This window comes from Micromonospora sp. PTRAS2, from assembly GCF_054052245.1.
Genome location: NZ_JBSWBU010000006.1, coordinates 178580 through 195709, shown reverse-complemented (window position 1 = coordinate 195709; position 17130 = coordinate 178580). Strand labels below are relative to the sequence as shown.

Sequence of the window (17130 nt, the reverse complement as noted above, 5' to 3'; positions counted from 1 at the left end):
AGCCCGGGATTTCCCCGGTGTCCCCCCGGCCCCCGCCGGCAGACACTGCTTGCCACCCGCCGGCCCCCCGGCGGCGACCTCGTCCGGAGCCTCCATGATCCTCATCCTGACCGCCCCCGACGACGTGCACGCCGACGCGGCCGAGGTGGAGCTGCGCCGCCGCGGCGAGACCTGGGTCCGCTTCGACCCGGCCGACGTGCCGGCCCGCGCGTCGCTGTCGGTCGCCGTCCGCGACGGGCGGCTGACCCGTACCCTCGTGCGCCACCCCGACCCGTCCAACCCCGGCGCGGGCCCCGCCGCCAGGCAGGTCGTCGACCTCGACGCGGTGACGGCCGTCTGGTTCCGCCGCCCCGGCAACCCGGTCGCCCCCGCCCACCTCGGCGACCCGTACGCGCGGTACGTGGCCGAGGAGAGCCGGCAGTTCGTCGGCGACGTCTGGGAGACCCTCGCCGAGGTGCCGACCCTGCCCGCGCCCCGCCCGGTGGTCCTGCGGGCCCAGCAGAAGGTCCGCCAGCTCCAGCTCGCGGTGCGCCTCGGCTTCGACGTGCCGGCCACCGTCGTCGGCAACGACCCGGCCGCCGTGCTCGACCTGTTCGGCCACACCGGCGGCCGGCTGATCGCCAAGCAGGTCGGCCTGACCGACATCGGCAACGAGCTGATGCGCTTCACCGAGCCCGTCACCCACCGCGACATCGGGCACGTCGACGGGGTACGGCACTGCCCGTTCATCGCCCAGGCCCGCGTGCCCAAGCAGGTGGAGCTGCGGGTCACCGTCGTCGGCGACCGGGTGTTCACCGCGGCCATCGACTCGCAGCGCTCCAACCACGCCCGCCACGACTGGCGGCGGCAGGACGGCCGCAACACCCCACTGAGCCCGTACGACCTGCCCGCCGACGTGGCGGCGCGCTGCGTGGCGCTGACCCGCGCGCTCGGCCTGTGCTACGGCGCCCTGGACCTGATCGTCACCCCCGACCGCCGGTACGTGTACATCGAGATCAATCCCAGCGGCCAGTACCTGTGGGTCGAGGAGGAGACCGGGCTGCCCATCACGGCAGCCGTGGTCGACCTGCTGACCGGGGTCGCGTCCACCACCGGAGCCGCCGCATGAGCACCCTGGACCCGGCCCTGCTCGACGAGGCCCTCACCCTGGCGCGGGAGCTGACCCGCTCGCGGGCCAGCCTGCGCGACGGGCAGCACCGGCTCGCGTCCCTGCGACACCGCTGGCCGCAGGCCGATCCCGCGCTCGTGCGGGACGAGGAGAGCAGCGACGGCTCGGTCTCCTTCGACGTGCTGCTGCGCGAGCCCGCCGGCACGGTCTCCGTCGCGTACAGCCCGGCCCCGGCGCTGCCGTGGCCGCTGCGCGGGGCGATCCGGCACTCCGAACACCACCTCGTCCGGGTCGGCACCCGGACGCTGCTGGTGGGGGAGGCCCTGGCCGCGCTCGACTTCCTCTGGTACGACCACGACGTGCTCGCCCGGCTGGTCGACACCGGCGTGCTCGCCGCCGAGCTGGAACTGCACCCCGTGGAGGTCACCGACGACGAGCTGCAGGCGGCGGCCGACGCGTACCGCCGGGCGAAGGGCCTGCTCGACCCGGCGTCGACCGCGCGGTGGCTGGCGGAGCGGGGGTTGTCCGCCGCGGACTTCGCCGACCTGGTCGCCCACACGGTGGCGGTCGCCCGGCTGCGCGAGCGGGTGGTGGCCGACCGGCTGCCGGCCTGGTTCGCCCGGCACCGGTCGGACTTCGACACCCTCGTCGTCGCCTGGGCCGCCGACGCGGCGCTGCCCGCCGAACCGGAGGCGGCCCTCGCGGCGGTGGCCGGGGCCGTGCGCGCCGGCCGGGCCGCCGGGGTGCTGCGGACGGTCGCCACCGCGGCGGCCCCGGAGGTGCGCGCCGCCTGCGGGCCGGTGCCGACCGTCGTCGCCGGCACGCCGGTGACGGCCGTCGTGGTGGCCCGGGAGCCCGCCGAACTGGACGACGCCGTCCGGCCGCTGGTCGAGCGGGCCGTGTTCGACGGGTGGCTGGCCGACCGGCGGGCGGCCACGGACGTCGAGTGGTTCTGGCTGCCCCGGGACCGGACGGCGCGACCGCGGTGACCGGCCGGCGGCGGGTGCCCGTGGTGCTCCAGGTCGCCGCCACCGACTGCGGCCCCAGCGCGCTGGCCATGCTGTTGGCCGCGTCGGGCCGGACGGTGCCCGTGGCGAGGCTGCGGGCCCACCTCGACGTCGGCCGCGACGGGCTGAGCCTGCGCGACCTGCGGGACGCGGCGCACGAGTTCGGGCTGCGCTGCCGGGCGATCGCGCTGCCGGCCCTGCGGCAGGACGCGACCCGTCTGCGGGAGCTGCCGCTGCCCCTGGTGGCGCACTGGAACGGCGACCACTACGTGGTGGTGGAAGGCGTCGGCCGGCGCGGCGTCGACGTCGTCGACCCGGCCGTCGGGCGGCGGCGGCTGACGCCCGCCCAGTTCTGCGCCGGCTCGACCGGGGTGGTGCTGCTGGCCGAGCCCGCCGGCCCCGCGCCGCCGGTCACCCCCTCCCCAGGGCCGGTGCGCCAGCTGCTCGCGCCGGTGCTCCGCCGGCACACCGGGCTGCTCGCCGTGCTGGCGGCGGCGTCGCTGCTGATCACCGTGGCGGGGCTGGCCGTGCCGTGGGCGACGGCGGCCATCATCGACGCCGCGACGCCCCCGCAGGCGTCGTGGCTCGCCGCCGTCGCCGCGCTCGCGGCGGTCACCGGCACGCTGTCGCTGGCGCGGGGCCTGGCCGTGACCGCCCTGCAACGCCGCATCGGCACCCGGCTCGGCATCGACACGGTGACCCGGCTGTTCGAGGTGGTCTACCGGTACTTCCAGCGCCGCTCGGCCGGCGACCTGATCGACCGGGTGCGCGCGGTCGGCTCCGTGCGGGACCTGCTGGCGTCGTCGCTGGTGGCCACGGCGCTCGACGCGCTGCTGGTCGTCGGCTACCTGACCGTGGTGGCCGTGCTGGCCCCGCTGCTGGGCCTGGTGGCCGCCGGCGTCATCGCCGTGCAGGTCGGCACGGCGGCGTGTATCGGCAGTCGCGCCAGCGCCCTGCAACGGGAGGAGCTGCTGGCCTCGGGCGAGGAGGCGGCCCGGCTGACCGACGCGCTGCAGGGCATGGCGGCGATCCGGGTCGCCGGGGCGCAGCGGCGGGTGCTGCGGCGGTGGCAGGAGTCGTTCGACCGGGGCGTCGACGCGGCGTACCGGCTGGCCCGGCTCTCGGCGGCCGGGGAGGCGCTGCTCGCCGCGTGGTCGGTGGCCAGCCCGGTGCTCATGCTCCTGGTGGCGGCCCGGCTGGCCGACTCACCCGGGCGGGCGGCCGGGCTGGCCGCGCTCGCGGTCGCCGCGATCACCCCGGCGGTGGCGCTGGCGCAGCGGCTGCCGTCGTTCACGCTGCTGACGCCCACGGTGGACCGGCTGGCCGACATCGCCCAGGCACCCGTCGAACAGCCCGCCCCGGGGCGGCCCGCGCCCGCGCTGATCGGCCTGGTCACCCTCACCGGGGTGGGCTTCCGGTACGACCGGCGCTCCCCCTGGGCGCTGCGGGGGGTGACCGCCGTGTTCCGGCCGGGGGAGAAGGTCGCCGTGGTCGGCGGCTCGGGCAGCGGCAAGAGCACCCTGGTCGGCCTGCTGACCGGGCTGTACGCGCCGACGGAGGGCCAGATCCGGTTCGACGGCGTCGACCTGACCACGCTGGAGCTGGCCTCGGTGCGCCGGCAGATCGGCGTGGTGTTGCAGGAGACGTACGTCGGCGCGGGCACCCTGCGCGAGGCGCTGACCCTGTCCCGGCCCGACGCCTCCGACGCGGCGATCGCCCGCGCGATCCGGCTGGCCGCGCTGCACGACGACGTGGCGGCCCTACCGATGGGGTTGCAGACCCGCCTCGGTGACGGCGGGGCCGGCCTGTCCGGCGGGCAACGGCAGCGGGTCGCGCTCGCCCGGGCCCTGCTGGCCGAACCCGCCCTGCTGATCATGGACGAGGCGACGAGCGCGCTGGACACGGTGACCGAGGCGGCGGTCGAGGCCGGCCTGCGCGCGCTGCCCATGACCCGGGTGGTGATCGCGCACCGGCTCTCCACGGTCGCCGACGCCGACCTGGTGCTGGTCCTCGACGGGGGCCGGCTGGTGGAGTGCGGGCCGCCCGGGGTGCTGCTGGCCGCCGGTGGCGCGTTCGCCCGGCTGGCCGGCGCAACAACCGCTCCCGGCGTCGCCCGGGCCTGGTCCGGCACCGCTCCCTGACCGACCCCAGCGATCTTGTCGGTCGCTACTGTTAGCCTCCGTGCGTCGTCGATCATGACGGATTCCTTGGGGAATCTGGTGATTTCGCCATTGCGGAGGGTGTTCCTGATGGGCTGGCTAGCGGTGGGAGACTCGTACGAGATCTCCCTCGTGGACGGAAAGGTGGCGGCCCGGTCGGCCGGCCCACGGGCCACCGGGCGTCCACTGAAGACCCTCCCCAAGGCGTTGCGGGACGACCCGGAGGTCGACCGGCTGCGGCAGCTCGCCCAGTGGCTGGACCGGCACGCCGCCGAGTGCCTGGCCCGGGTCGACGCCTGGGTGGTGTCCTCGCTGCCGGTGCCGACCGCGCTGCTGGCCCGGGTCTGGCCGGACCCGGCCTGGCGGGACGCGCTGCGCGACCTCGTGGTGCTCGGCGACGACCCGGCCGCGCCGGGCTTCCTGCGCGACGTCACCGACGGCGGCGACCTGCGGATGGTCGACCTCGACGGGGAGACCGTCCGGCTGTCGCCGACCACTGCCCGGCTGCCCCACCCGGCGCACCTGCCCGCCCTGGCCGACCTACGCGAGTTCGCCGACGAACTCGACATCACCCAGCGCGTCGAGCAACTGCACCGGGGCACCTGGTCCCGGCCCGCGACCCTGACCGACCGGGACACCACCGTCACCGACTTCCGGGGCACGAAGGTGCCCAACCGGTTGGCCGTCCGGGCCGCCACGTTCGGCTTCCGGGTCTCCGGCTCGCAGGTCAGGTGCCGCGTCTGGGAGGGCGGCCACACGGTCGAGGCCGCCCTGGGCTTCGACGAGGACTACTGGGACTCCGAGGCGACGCTGGGCGGCCTGTCCTGGACGGTCGTGGACGGGCCGACCCTGCGGCTGGCCGAGGTCGGGCCGGTCGCCTGGTCGGAGGGGATGCGCATGGCCACGGCCCTGTCCGGCGCCGCGACCACCACGGGGAGGACGGCATGACCGCGACCACCACCACGACCACTGCCGCGGCCCCGCCGTCGGCGGAGAGCCTGCTGGCCGCCGGGGCGGTGCTGCCGACCGGCGCCGCCGGGGCCGGCGACGTCGCGGTGCCGCTGACCGCCCGCAGCTACGGGCACCCGGTCCTCGGTGACCGGCCGGTCGTACGGCTGGTCGACGCCGCCCTCGGCGAGGGCGAGGACGCCGCCGTGGGCTTCCTCGGCCTCGCCCCGGCCGCCGAGCCGGCCGTCGTCGGGCTCGGACCCCGCCGTCCGTTGGCGTTCCCCGAGTGGGTGCTGGTCCACCACCCGGCCGACGGCCGGCACGTCCTGGCGGTGGTGCCCGAGCTGCGCAAGCTCGCCCGGCAGGCCCGGTCCCGGCCCAAGGTCGCCCTGGACGGGCACCTGGCCGTCGCCGAGCGGTTCGCCCGCACGCTGCCGCACGTGCTGCCGACGTTCTTCGAGCAGGCGGCTCGGGTGTTCCTGGCCGTCGGGCAGGACACCTACGCGACGCAGCTGTTCAACAAGGCGCGCCGGGCGGAGGCGCAGCACGGCCTGCCCATCGACCTGAACCGGCTCGACGAGGTCTACCTGGAGTTCGCGTCCGCCAAGGTGGTGTCCGGCGCCGCGCTGGCCGGCTACGCGCGGGAGCTGTCCGCCCAGTTGCCGCCCGGCGAGGCCCTGGACCGGTTCTGCCGGCTGGCGCTGCGGGCCGCCACCACCGGCGTGGTGCCGTCCACCCAGTCGGCCACCGCGGTCAACCGGCTGGCCCGGGCCGCCGGCAAGGCCGACGCCGGCGCCGCCGACCGGGTGGCCGCCTACCTGACCGAGCTGCTCCGGCTGCCCGCCGTCGCCGGGGCGCCGGCCGGCTGGTGGCGGGCGCACCTGCCCGCGGTGGCGGCGCTGGCCGGCCGGGAGCCGGCGGTGCGCGGCAACCTGCTCGACCTGATGCCCACCGACCGGGACGACCTGGTCTCCTGGCTGGCCCTGCTGACCGAGACCGGCGCCCTCGCCGGGCTGTGGAACCCCGACGTGCCGGACGCGGCCCGCCCCCGCGACGGTGCCGCCGGGTGGCTGCGCCGCTTCCTCGACCGGGCCACCTCCGGCTACCGGCCCCCTCGGCTTCCGGCGCTGTATCCGCTGGTCGAACGGATGGCCGACCGGTTGCGCGCCGAGCTGGCCGACAGCGGCGAGACCCTCGCCATCGGCGAGGACCTGGACCTGCTCGACCTGCTGCTCGCCCTCGACCTGCCGGTTGCCGCGCCGCGGCAGCGCGAGACCCTGGACCTGGCGCAGTGGGCCAGGACCGGGGGAGAACGGGACCTGCGCGCGCTGGCCGGCGACGACCGGTTCACCGAGCCCCTGCGCCGAGGGCTGGCCCGGCTCGACAACGAGTCGGAGACGCTGCGCCGGCTGGCCGACACGCCGGGCCTGCGGCCGCTGCTGGCCGACTGGCTGCGGGGCCGCGTCCGCGACCGGTTCACCGCCGGGCTGCCGTACCTGCGGGAGTCGGTGGGCTGGCTGGGCGGGCTCCCGGCCGAGGCGCTGCGACTGGTCACCGACGACGCCGACGGGCCCGACGCCGGCCCTGGTGGCGACCTCGGGTGGGCCCTCGGCGTCGACCTCGCCGAGCAGGTCGCCGCCAGCCTGCGCGGCGGCATCTTCGACGAGCTGGGCTGGCCGGAGTGGGAGACGGCCTGGCAGGAGGTGACCGGCGGCGACCACCGAATCGAGACGACCCGGCAGGAAGCCTGGCCCTACGTGATCCTCGGCGGCCCCACCACCGTCCGCGTCATCGGCGCCGAGGGCATCGTGCTCCGCCACGACCTGCGCATCCCCGCCCGTGACCGGTGGGGCGAGCCCGGCTACCACTACGTCGACGGCCGCCTGCTGGTCTTCTGGCGCTCCCAGGAGCTCGACTACAACCTGCGCGGCTACTGGCACACGGCCCCCGACGAGCCGCAGCCCCTCCAGGGCCGCACCCGCGGCAGCCAGCCGCGACGCAACACGATCACCCTGCCCCTGGCCGGCGGCGGGCGGACCACCGGCGGCGGCGTGCTGCACGCCGGGGACACCGCCGTCCCCGACGAGCTGCCGGTCATCACCGACGGCACCACCCACTGGGTCTACCGCAGGGACGACGACGGCGACCACGGCTGGCGCGAGCACGACCCGGCCAGCGGCGCCCACGGCCGGCGCAGCCTGCCCCGGTTCCTGGCCGACCTGCCCGCCGGGGAGCGCCTCACGGAGCGGACGAGCTGGCTGCGGTCCGCCCTGTCGCCGCAGGCCACCCCGGCCGCCGCGCCGGTGGACGGCCTGCTCGGCTGGCGGGTCGTCACCCGGCCCGACGGCTCCGTGTGCGGCGAGGACCTGGCCGGCCGCGCCGTCACCGTGCCGGCGGGACAGGAACCGGTCGCCGCGCTGGTGCTGCCCGGCGATGAGCGGCCCCGCGCCGTGCTCGGCAACCTCGCCCTGCTCGACCCGGACGGCGTCGCGTCGGCCGTGGCCGGGGTGTCCGGCCAGGACTACACCCCCGGCGCGGTGCCGCTGCCCGGCCCGGACTTCCTCGGCAATCTGCTGCCCCGGGACCCGGCCGGCTCCACCGCCCTGCGCCGGATCGACCGGGACGCCGTCGCCGGTCTGCTCGCCGCCGCCGTCGACGAACGACGCGCCCAGCTGGCCGACGCGGCGGCGACGCAGGCGGCGGCCAGCCGCCCCGGCGCGACCGCCCCGGCACGGGCCGGCGGGCCGGCCACCACCGCCCCTGACCCGCTGGTCGCGCTGATCCGGTCGGCGGTGCCGGCGATCAGCCACGACGCCCTGCTCGCCGGGGTCGCCGGGGTGCTGCGGATGGCCGCCCGCGTCCGCACCGACCTGGACGCGGCGACCGGGCGGCTCACCCGGGCGCTCTCCGCGCCGGCGCAGGCCCCGGTGGCCACCGCCGCCGGCCCCACGGACCGGCGGCTCAGCGCGGCGCTCGACGGGCTGCGCGGCACGGCCTACGGGGAGGCCGACCTGGCCCACGCCTTCACCCAGTTCCAGGCGCTGGACGCCCAGCGCTCCGCCACCGGCGGCGTCGACCCCGGGGTGCGCCTGCACATCGACGGGCCGGTGCTGCCCGGCGCCCTGCACTGGTGGCCGGTGCTCGACGGCGTCGCGGCCGTCGCCTACCGGGCCGTCGCGGCGGTCACCCCCGACGAGCAGCGGGAGGACCTGGCCGCCCTGCTCACGGAACTCGACCGGCTCGACCTGACCACCGCCACCGAACCCGCCCGGTGGCGTCGGCTGCGGCTGCACCTGCTCGACGACGACCTGAACGACGCGCAGGGCAAGCGCCGGCATCCTCGGCCGGGCATCCTGCCGCTGCCCGACGGGGCGTTCCTCGCCGTCCTCGCCGCCAGCGGCACCCGCACCGGCTACCACCTCGACGCGTTGCACCACGACCCGGCCGGCGTGTTCGCCGTGCCCGAGCCGTACACGGTGGACGCCTCGACCCCGGTCGGCGACGCCCGGCCGGCCGGCTGGCTGGCCCGCTTCCGCACCGAGTGGGCCGCGCGCGGCCCACTGCCGTGGCGGCCGGAGGCGGCCGAGCGCTTCGCCGAGCTGACCGGCGTCACCCCCACCGCCGCGAAGCTGGTGCTGGCCGGCCTGCCGCACGCGGACTCGGCGACCCCCGTGCCGGTCGAGGCCCGCCGGGCGCTCGGCATCCGGCAGGTCGCCGAGGTCAAGCTGGCCTTCGGCGTGCTCAACGAGGCCGCCGCGCCGCTGCGCCGGGCCGTGGTCGCGGCCCTGCTGCCCGCCGACCCGGCCCGGCTGTGGACCGACGGGCCGGACGTCGACGCGGCGGCAGAGGTCTGGAACGCCGCCCTCGGCCGCCGGGTCGTGGTGCCCGAGCACCTGCTCGCCGCGGCGGTGCGCGCGGTCCGTGCGGCCTGGAGCCCCGCCCAGGCGTTGCCGGCGCTGCTCGACCCGGCCCGGTCGGTCGAGCTGAGCACCGACCTGGCCTTCCGGATCAGCGGCGACCGGGCCCGGCCGGTCGACGAGCGGGCCACCGGCTTCACCGGCGCGGTGCTGACCTCGACGGTCGCCCTGACCGCCTGGGTCGCCCACCACACGCCGGCCGGCGACGCGTGCCGGGCCGCGCTGCCGGCCGCCCTGGCCGCGATCCGGGAGCGGCTGGCCAACCCGGAGCTGCTGCTCGACCTCGACCGGTACGTCTCCCTGCCCAACTTCCGCCAGGTGGCGGGCACCCCGTCGGAGACCGGGAAGGGCTGGGAACGCTACGGCGCGATCGTGCTGGCCACCCACGACGACCAGCCCTCGCCCGCGCTGCGGCCGGACCTGCTCGACGCCGACGGTACGGACCCGTACCTGCCGACGCTGCGCTACGACGCGGCCCGGCCGTACCCGATGGAGGTGGCCCTGCGGCTGGTCCGCGACCCGCGGTTCGCGGCGCTGCTCGCCGACCCCGGCGACCCGGCCGGCGGCGAGCGGGCCGCCGACGGGACGTGGTGGCCGCAGGACCCGACCCGGTCCGTGCCCGACCTCGTCGCCGAGGTGGTCACGGCGCACGGCCTGGGCGCCGACGCGGCGGCGGTGTACCTGATGCTGCTGGCCATGCCGGACCCGACCGACCGCAACACGGCGACGTGGACCGGCTGGAAGCCGGCCCGGCTCAAGGCCGCCCGCGCAGAGCTGGCCGGCACCGACCTGGTCGTCGCCGCCAGCCGGCCCCGGGCCGGTCGGTCGCTGTTCCTGCCCGGCCCGTGGCTGGCCCGCGGCGGCGGGCAGGCCCCCATCGAGGGCTGGAAGGCCACCCTGTTCGACCTGGCCCCCGACGGCACGGCCGCGCTCGGCGTCACCGTGCCCGGCGAGCCGGTCGCCGACCTGTACCGGCGGGCCTGGCGGCGGTCGTGCGACGGCGACCCGCCCCGCCTCGACGCCCCGGCCACCCGCGCCCCGCGCTGATCCCCGCGTCGGCGGTGGGGCCGCCGGCCCCACCACCGACCTCCCGCACGTCCGACACCAGTGAGAGATCGAGGAACCCCGTGACCGTGACGGAACACGTCCGCCCCACCGCGGCGCCGGACAACGCCGCCGCCCAGGTGCTCTCCGCCGAGCAGCGGTACGCCGACGAGCTGGCCTTCCTGGCCGCGTACGACGACGGGGCCCGGCCGCCGGGCTGGGCGCTGACCCCGCGCGCGGTGGTCACCTTCATCCGGGGCAGCGACGGCGAGGCGCTGTCGCTGCCGGCCGACCGGCGTAGCCGCCCCGGCGGCGTCGACCTGCCGGCGAGCATGACCATCGCGCCGAAGTTCGTCGGCGAGCGCAGCCTGGTCGAGCGGTGCGTGGTCACCCTGGCCGGCGAGCGGGGCCTGCTGCTCGTCGGCGAGCCCGGCACCGCCAAGTCGATGCTCTCGGAGCTGCTGGCCGCCGCCATCTGCGGCACCAGCGCCCTGACCGTGCAGGGCACCGCCGGCACCACCGAGGACGCCTTCCGGTACGGCTGGAACTACGCGCTGCTGCTCGCCCAGGGCCCCACCCCCCAGGCCCTGGTCGACTCGCCGGTGCTGACCGCGATGCGCACCGGCCGGGTGGCCCGGATCGAGGAGGTCACCCGCTGCCTGCCCGAGGTGCAGGACGCCCTGGTGTCCATCCTGTCCGACCGGCGGATGAACGTGCCGGAGCTGTCCGGCACCGGGGACGGCCTGATCCGTGCGACGCCCGGGTTCACCGTGATCGCCACCGCCAACCTGCGCGACCGGGGCGTGTCGGAGATGTCCTCGGCCCTCAAGCGCCGGTTCAACTTCGAGACGGTCCACCCGATCGCCGACGCGGGCACCGAGACCGACCTGGTCCGCCGGCAGGCCACCGCCGCCGTCGAGCGCGCCGGAGCACCGTACACGGTGGACGACGCGGTGCTCGACGCCCTGATCACGGTGTTCCGTGACCTGCGCACCGGCCGGTCGGGCGAGGGCTGGGACGTGGAGCGGCCCGGCACCGTGATGTCCACCGCCGAGGCGGTGCAGGTGGCGGCGTCGCTCGGGCTGGCCGCCGCGTACCTGCCCGGCGGTGACCCGCTCGACCTGGTCCCCGGGCACCTGCTGGGGGTGGTCCGCAAGGACGACGAGAACGACCACGCCCGGCTGCTCGGCTACTGGGACGGCCCGGTCCGCCGCCGCGCCGAGGACGGCTCGGCGATGTGGCGTCGGCTCTGGGACCTGCGGGCGAGCCTGCGGTGACGCCACCGTCCCGCGAACCCGCCGGCCCGGCCGGCGCACCGGCCGTGCTCGACCCGCCGGCAGGCGGCCCGGCCGCGACCGACCTGTCGGCCGCCGACCCGCGCGCCGTGGTCGACGCCCTCGCCGCCTCGGCGCGGCCCTACCTGATCGGGGTGCGGCACCACAGCCCCGCCCTGGCGTCGGTGGTCCCCGCCCTGCTGGACGCCGCCGGGGCCGAGGTGGTCGCCGTCGAGCTGCCGGCGGACTTCCAGCACTGGCTGCCGTACCTGTCCGACCCGGCCGCCCGGGCGCCGCTGGCCGTGGTCGGCAGCCACGGCGCGGACGGGCCGATGGGCTTCTACCCGTTCGCCGACTTCTCGCCGGAGCTGGCGGCGATCCGCTGGGCCCGGCAGCGCGGCGTCGAGGTGATCTGCTGTGACCTGCCGCTGGCCGATCCCGGCTGGACGGCCGCCGGCGCGGCTCCGACGACCGTCGGCGGTGCCGACGCGGACCAGGGCGTGCCCGGCCCCCGCCCGGCGCGCTACGCCGCCGGGCTCGGCGCCAGCGGCACCGGCCGCGACGGCGACGACATGTGGGACCGGGTGGTCGAGGTACGCGCCCCGGGCTGTTCGCCGGAGGCCGTGCGCCGGGCCGCCCTCGGGGTGGGCTGGGCGATGCGCGCCGACAGCGCCGGCGACGAGGGCGTACCGGCGCGGGACCTGGCCCGCGAGGAGCACATGCGCCGGGTGCTGGCCGACGCGGGCGCGGACGGCCGACGGGTCGCCGCCGTCGTCGGCGCCTTCCACGCCCCGGCCCTGCTCGCGCCCGACGCCGCCGGTCACGCCGGCCCCGCCACCGGCGGCCCGGCCCGGTCGACCGACGGCCCGCTGGGCGGGGCGGCCGACCGGTCGAGCGCCCCACCCGGCGACGCCGTCGCCACCTCGCTGGTGCCCTACGCGTTCGATCTGCTCGACTCCCGGTCCGGCTACCCGGCCGGGATCCGCGACCCGCGCTGGCAGCAGGCCGTCCTCGCCGCCGGCGGTGACCCGGACCGGATCCGGGCCGCCGCCGCCCGCGCCGTCACCGACGTGTGCCGGGAGCTGCGCGCGGCCGGGCACACCGCCGGCACCGGCGAGGCCGCCGAGGCGGTGCGGCTCGCCGACGACCTGGCCCGGCTGCGCGGCCTGCCCGCCCCCGGCCGGGGCGAGGTGCTGGAGGCGGTCACCACCGTGCTCGGCCAGGGCGAGCTGCTCGGCCGGGGCCGCGCCCTGGCCCGTGCGCTGGAGACCGTGCTGGTCGGCGCCGACCGGGGACGGACGGCCCCCGGCACGCCCCGCTCCGGGCTCGGCCCGGCGGTCGAGGCGGCGCTGGCCGCGCTGCGCCTGCCCCACCCCGACAGCCCGAAGGCCCGCGAGGTCCGCCTGGACCCGCTGCGCACCGACCTGGACCGGCGGCGGGAGGTCCTGCTGCACCGCCTGCACGTCTGCGGTGTCGGCTACGGCGAACCCGTCGCGGTGACCGGCACCGGCGACGGGGCCGCCCTGACCACCCGCTGGCAGCTGGCCTGGACCCCGTCCGTGGCGGCCCGTCTGGACCTGGTCGGCGTGCGCGGGGTCACCGCGGCGCTGGCCGCGACCGGCACGCTGCGGGAGCGGTTCCGCCGCGAGGTCGCCGACGGCGGGCCCACCGCCGCGCAGCTGCTCGCCGGGCTCCGCGACGCCGCCCGGTGCGACCTGCCCGAGCTGGTCGCCGACCGGCTCGACCTGGCCGCCGCCGTGCTGCCCGCCACCGGCACGCTGCCGGAGCTGCTGGCGGCACTGGACCTGCTGGAGGCGCTGCGCCGGCAGCACCTGCCCGGCACCACCGCCGAGAGCCGGGACCGGGCGGCCGAGTTGGCCGTCGTGCTGCTGGACGCGGCGGTGCGCGGGCTGCCGGGCCTGGCCGGCAGCGACGCCGCGGACGACGCGGCCGCCCTGGTCGACCTCGCCGTGCGGGCCGGGCAGGACCGGATCGGCCTGCGCCTGGACGCCGCCCTCGACGACCTGACCCGGTCGGGCTCGGCGCTGATGCAGGGCGCCGCCCTGGCGGCCCGGGTGCTGCTCGACCTGACCGACCTGGCGACCCTGGGCACCCGCGTGGCCGGCTGGGTCGACGCGGCCACCGGGCCGGACACGCGACGGCACCTGCACCGGCTGCTCGGCGGCCTGCTCACCGCCGCGCACCCCCTGCTGCAGTCCGCGCCCGCCGCGCTGGACCCGCTGCTGGACCGGGTCGAACGACTCACCGACCCCGAGTTCCTGGACCGGCTGCCCGCGCTGCGGGGCGGGTTCGACGCGCTCACCCCGGCGGCCCGGGAGCGGCTGCTGGACACCGTCGCCGAACGGCTGGGCGACCGGCTCGACCTGTCCCTGTCCGCCCCGCCCGAGCTGCTGGCCCGGTGGGCCGCCGCCGACGCGGCCGGCCGGGCCGTGCTGCTCGCCCGCGCCCTGCCGCTCCCGGGCCCGGACGCCGGTGCCGTCGACGCCCCCGTCGGCGGCGGGGACCGGGCGGCGGCTGCGCCGGGCGGCGGGCTGACCCCGGCCGACCGGTGGCGGCTGCTGCTCGGCCGGCAACCCGACCGGCTGCCGGCCGACGCCCGCCGCTACGCCCGCGCCCTCGACGAGTTGTACGGGGCGGGGCGCGGCGAGGGCGGCATCGACCTCGGCCCCTCGGCAGGCGGTGGGCAGGAGCCCGCCTTCCCGACGGCCCGCGAGTGGGCCGACGAACTGGAGGCGCTGTTCGGCACGACGGTGCGCGAGGAGGTCATCGCCCGGGCCGCCGAGAACGGCCGCACCGACGTGCTCAGCGAACTCGACCCGGCCTCGGTGCGCCCCTCGGTGGAGCTGCTGGCGTCGGTGCTGTCGCTGGCGGGCGGCCTGCCCGAGGCGAAGCTGGCCGCGTTGCGGCCCCTGGTGCGGCGACTGGTCGAGGAGCTGACCGCGCGGTTGGCCAACCAGGCGCGGCCGGCGTTGACCGGGCTGACCAGCCCGCGCCCGACCCGCCGACCCGGTGGGCGGATCAACCTCGCCCGTACGCTGCGGGCAAACCTGGCGCACACCCGGCGGCTCGGCGACGGCCGGACGGTGGTCGTGCCGCAGCGCCCGGTGTTCCACACCCGCACCCGCCGGGAGGCCGACTGGCGGCTGGTGCTGGTGGTCGACGTGTCCGGCTCGATGGAGGCGTCGGTGGTGTGGTCGGCGCTGACCGCCGCCGTGCTGGCCGGGGTGCCCACCCTGTCGACCCACTTCCTCGCCTTCTCCACCGAGGTGGTCGACCTGACCGACCGGGTCGACGACCCGCTGTCGCTGCTGCTGGAGGTGCGCGTCGGCGGCGGCACGCACATCGCCGCCGGGCTGGCCCACGCCCGCTCGCTGGTGACCGTGCCGAGCCGCACCATCGTCGCCGTGGTCAGCGACTTCGAGGAGGGCTACCCGCTGGCCGGGCTGCTCGGCGAGGTCCGCACCCTGGCGTCGGCCGGCGTGCACCTGCTGGGCTGCGCCGCGCTCAACGACCGGGGGTTGCCCTGCTACTCGGTGCCGGTCGCCGAGCAGCTTGTCGCGGCCGGGATGCCGGTCGCCGCGCTCAGCCCGCTCGAACTCGCCCGCTGGGTGGGCGACCGTGTCCGGGGAGGATCACGTTGACGAACCGTACCCCCACCGCCGTGGCCGCGGACCGGTTACCGCCGGTGTCGCCGGCGGTCGCCGCCGCGGCGGTGGCGGCCCTGCCGTCGCGGCTGCGCCGGCGGCTGGACGCCACCGTCGAGCGGCTGGCCGCGCTGCCGGTCGGCCAGGTCGACGGCGGCGTGTCGGTCGAGTGTGGGCCGGAGGCCCTGGTCGTGCTGCGGCCCGGCCCGACCGGCGCGGTCACCGGTCCGGAGCAGGCCCGGTGTGCCTGCCTGCTGGCACCCCGCTGCCTGCACCTCGCGGCGGTCCTGGCCGCCTGCCCGGTCGCCGACCCGGCCAGCCACCCCGACCCGGCACCCGCCGCGCCGTCCACCCCGGACGGCACCGGGCGGGCCAGAAGGGCCGGGCGGGCGGGCGCGGCCGGCCCGGCCGTCGCCGGTGGCGCGCCGACGAAGGCGCAGCGGGCCGCCGCCGGTGCCCTGTGGCGGGCCGCCGCCGCGGTGCTCGCCTCCGGTGTCCCGGCCGCCGGCGCGGTCGGTCAGGCCGATCTGCTGCGCGCCGCGCACGGTGCCCGCCTGGCCGGCCTGCCGCGCGCCGAGGCCGCCGCGCTGCGCCTGGTGCGCGGCCTGCGCGCGCACCGGTCCCGGCAGACCGGCCACCGGCTCGCCGACCTGGTCGAGGTGCTGCACGACCTGCTGTACGCGGCGGGTCGGCTCGCCGCCGGCGATCCCGATCCGGCGCTGGTCGGCGTGCTGCGGCGGGCCTACGAGCCGGACGGCACGCTGGAGGTGTACGGCGTCTGCCGGGAACCGGTGATCAGCGCGACCGGGTACGCCGGCGTGGTCACCCACCTGGTCGCCGCCGACGGCCGTCGGCTCTCGTTCGCCGACGTGAAGCCGGGCGGCCCGAACCGCGCCAGGGACTGCGCCCACGCGGTCACGGAGATGGGCGCGGCCTCGGTCGACCACGCGGCGCTGGCCCGGGGCGGCCTGCGGATCACCGGCAGCACGGTCTCCCCGGACGGCCGGCTCGGTGCCGGCGCGGGGGTGCGGGCCACCCCCCTCACCGGGGCCGACTGGTCCAGCGGCGTGCTGGCGGAGCTGTTCGCCCGGCCGCTGGCGGAGGTGGTGTCCGGGCAGCTCGCCGTCGACGACCCGGCCGATGCGGGGCGGGCCGGCACGGCGCTGCTCGGCGCCGACCTGGTGGTGGTCGGCGCGGTCGGCGACCAGGTGCTGGCCCGCGAGCTGGCCCCCGGCGCGGGGGCGGACCGGGCACCGGTGCCGGACGGGCCGGTGATCCGGTTGGTGCCGGCCAACCCGCACCCGGTGCTGGCGCACGTGGCCAACCTGCGGCGGCTGGCGTCCTGGCCGGGCCTGCGGATCCGGGTGGTCGGTCGGCTGGACCCCGACCGGGCCGGCACGCTGCGCCCGCTCGCGGTCGGCGCGGTGCCGGGTGCCACCGAGACCCTGCGGCTGCCGCCCGAGTGGCACGGGCGGGCGGACCTGGGCTACGACCAGATCCAGGGCTCGCACCTGCCGCCCCGCGCGCAGGCCGGTGCGGCGCAGTCGGCGCCGGACGTCGACGCGGTCGCGGAGTCCCCGCTGTGGCGGGTGCGTCGGCTGGTGGAGCTGGCCGTCTCGGGTGGCCGCCGGGCGGTGGCCGAGGCGGCCCGCGACGAGGCCGCCTCGCTGGCGGTGCCGTTGCGCCGGGCCGGCTTCACCACCGCCGCCGCGGTGGCGTCGGCGCTGGTGGCGGAGTCGGACCGGCGCGGCCGGGACGCGTTCGGGCGGCTCACCGACCCCGACCCGGACCGGTACGCCTGGGCCTGGCTCGCCGCGACCGCCCACCTCGCCGCCACCGAGCGGGAGCTGATCCGGTCCTCCTGGGTGGCACCGGCGGCCGGCTGATCCACGGGCGGGCCGGCGTGGACCGCCGCCCCCACGGCGCCTGGTGCGGGGCGACCGTGGGGGCGGCCCTTGACGTACGCCGTTTGATCTAATTCGATCTCCGGGGGCGGCGTCGCCGTCCC

8 protein-coding genes are annotated in these 17130 nt (G+C 78.2%); all 8 read left to right on the top strand.

The annotated features are described in order from the left end of the window. Positions 1-94: 94 nt before the first annotated feature. The 8 genes from ACVMYR_RS20720 to ACVMYR_RS20685 all read left to right on the top strand — a co-directional run bounded on the left by ACVMYR_RS20720 (position 95) and on the right by ACVMYR_RS20685 (position 17008). On the top strand, positions 95-1108 hold the full coding sequence (locus ACVMYR_RS20720; RefSeq protein ID WP_457122464.1) for an ATP-grasp domain-containing protein: 1014 nt from the start codon (positions 95-97) through the stop codon (positions 1106-1108). Then, the gene (locus tag ACVMYR_RS20715) at positions 1105-2097 is read left to right on the top strand and encodes a TIGR04500 family putative peptide maturation system protein (protein WP_077937409.1); all 993 of its coding nucleotides are present in this window, start codon (positions 1105-1107) and stop codon (positions 2095-2097) included. Before ACVMYR_RS20720 ends, ACVMYR_RS20715 begins: the two co-directional genes overlap by 4 nt. Continuing rightward, positions 2055-4256 (top strand): peptidase domain-containing ABC transporter, encoded by a 2202-nt coding sequence (locus ACVMYR_RS20710; RefSeq protein ID WP_457122463.1) that lies wholly within the window; start codon positions 2055-2057, stop codon positions 4254-4256. Before ACVMYR_RS20715 ends, ACVMYR_RS20710 begins: the two co-directional genes overlap by 43 nt. Positions 4257-4364: 108 nt before the next feature. Next, positions 4365-5222, top strand: a complete 858-nt coding sequence (locus ACVMYR_RS20705) for a DUF4132 domain-containing protein (RefSeq protein WP_077937411.1) — start codon at positions 4365-4367, stop codon at positions 5220-5222. After that, positions 5219-10186 (top strand): hypothetical protein, encoded by a 4968-nt coding sequence (locus ACVMYR_RS20700; RefSeq protein WP_457122462.1) that lies wholly within the window; start codon positions 5219-5221, stop codon positions 10184-10186. Before ACVMYR_RS20705 ends, ACVMYR_RS20700 begins: the two co-directional genes overlap by 4 nt. 80 nt (positions 10187-10266) lie before the next feature. After that, complete coding sequence (locus ACVMYR_RS20695) at positions 10267-11460, top strand: ATP-binding protein (protein WP_457122461.1); 1194 nt, start codon at positions 10267-10269, stop codon at positions 11458-11460. Continuing rightward, on the top strand, positions 11457-15119 hold the full coding sequence (locus ACVMYR_RS20690) for a DUF5682 family protein (protein WP_431892022.1): 3663 nt from the start codon (positions 11457-11459) through the stop codon (positions 15117-15119). The genes ACVMYR_RS20695 and ACVMYR_RS20690 overlap by 4 nt, the downstream gene beginning before the upstream one ends. After that, complete coding sequence (locus ACVMYR_RS20685) at positions 15116-17008, top strand: hypothetical protein (protein WP_457122460.1); 1893 nt, start codon at positions 15116-15118, stop codon at positions 17006-17008. The genes ACVMYR_RS20690 and ACVMYR_RS20685 overlap by 4 nt, the downstream gene beginning before the upstream one ends. Positions 17009-17130: the final 122 nt, after the last annotated feature.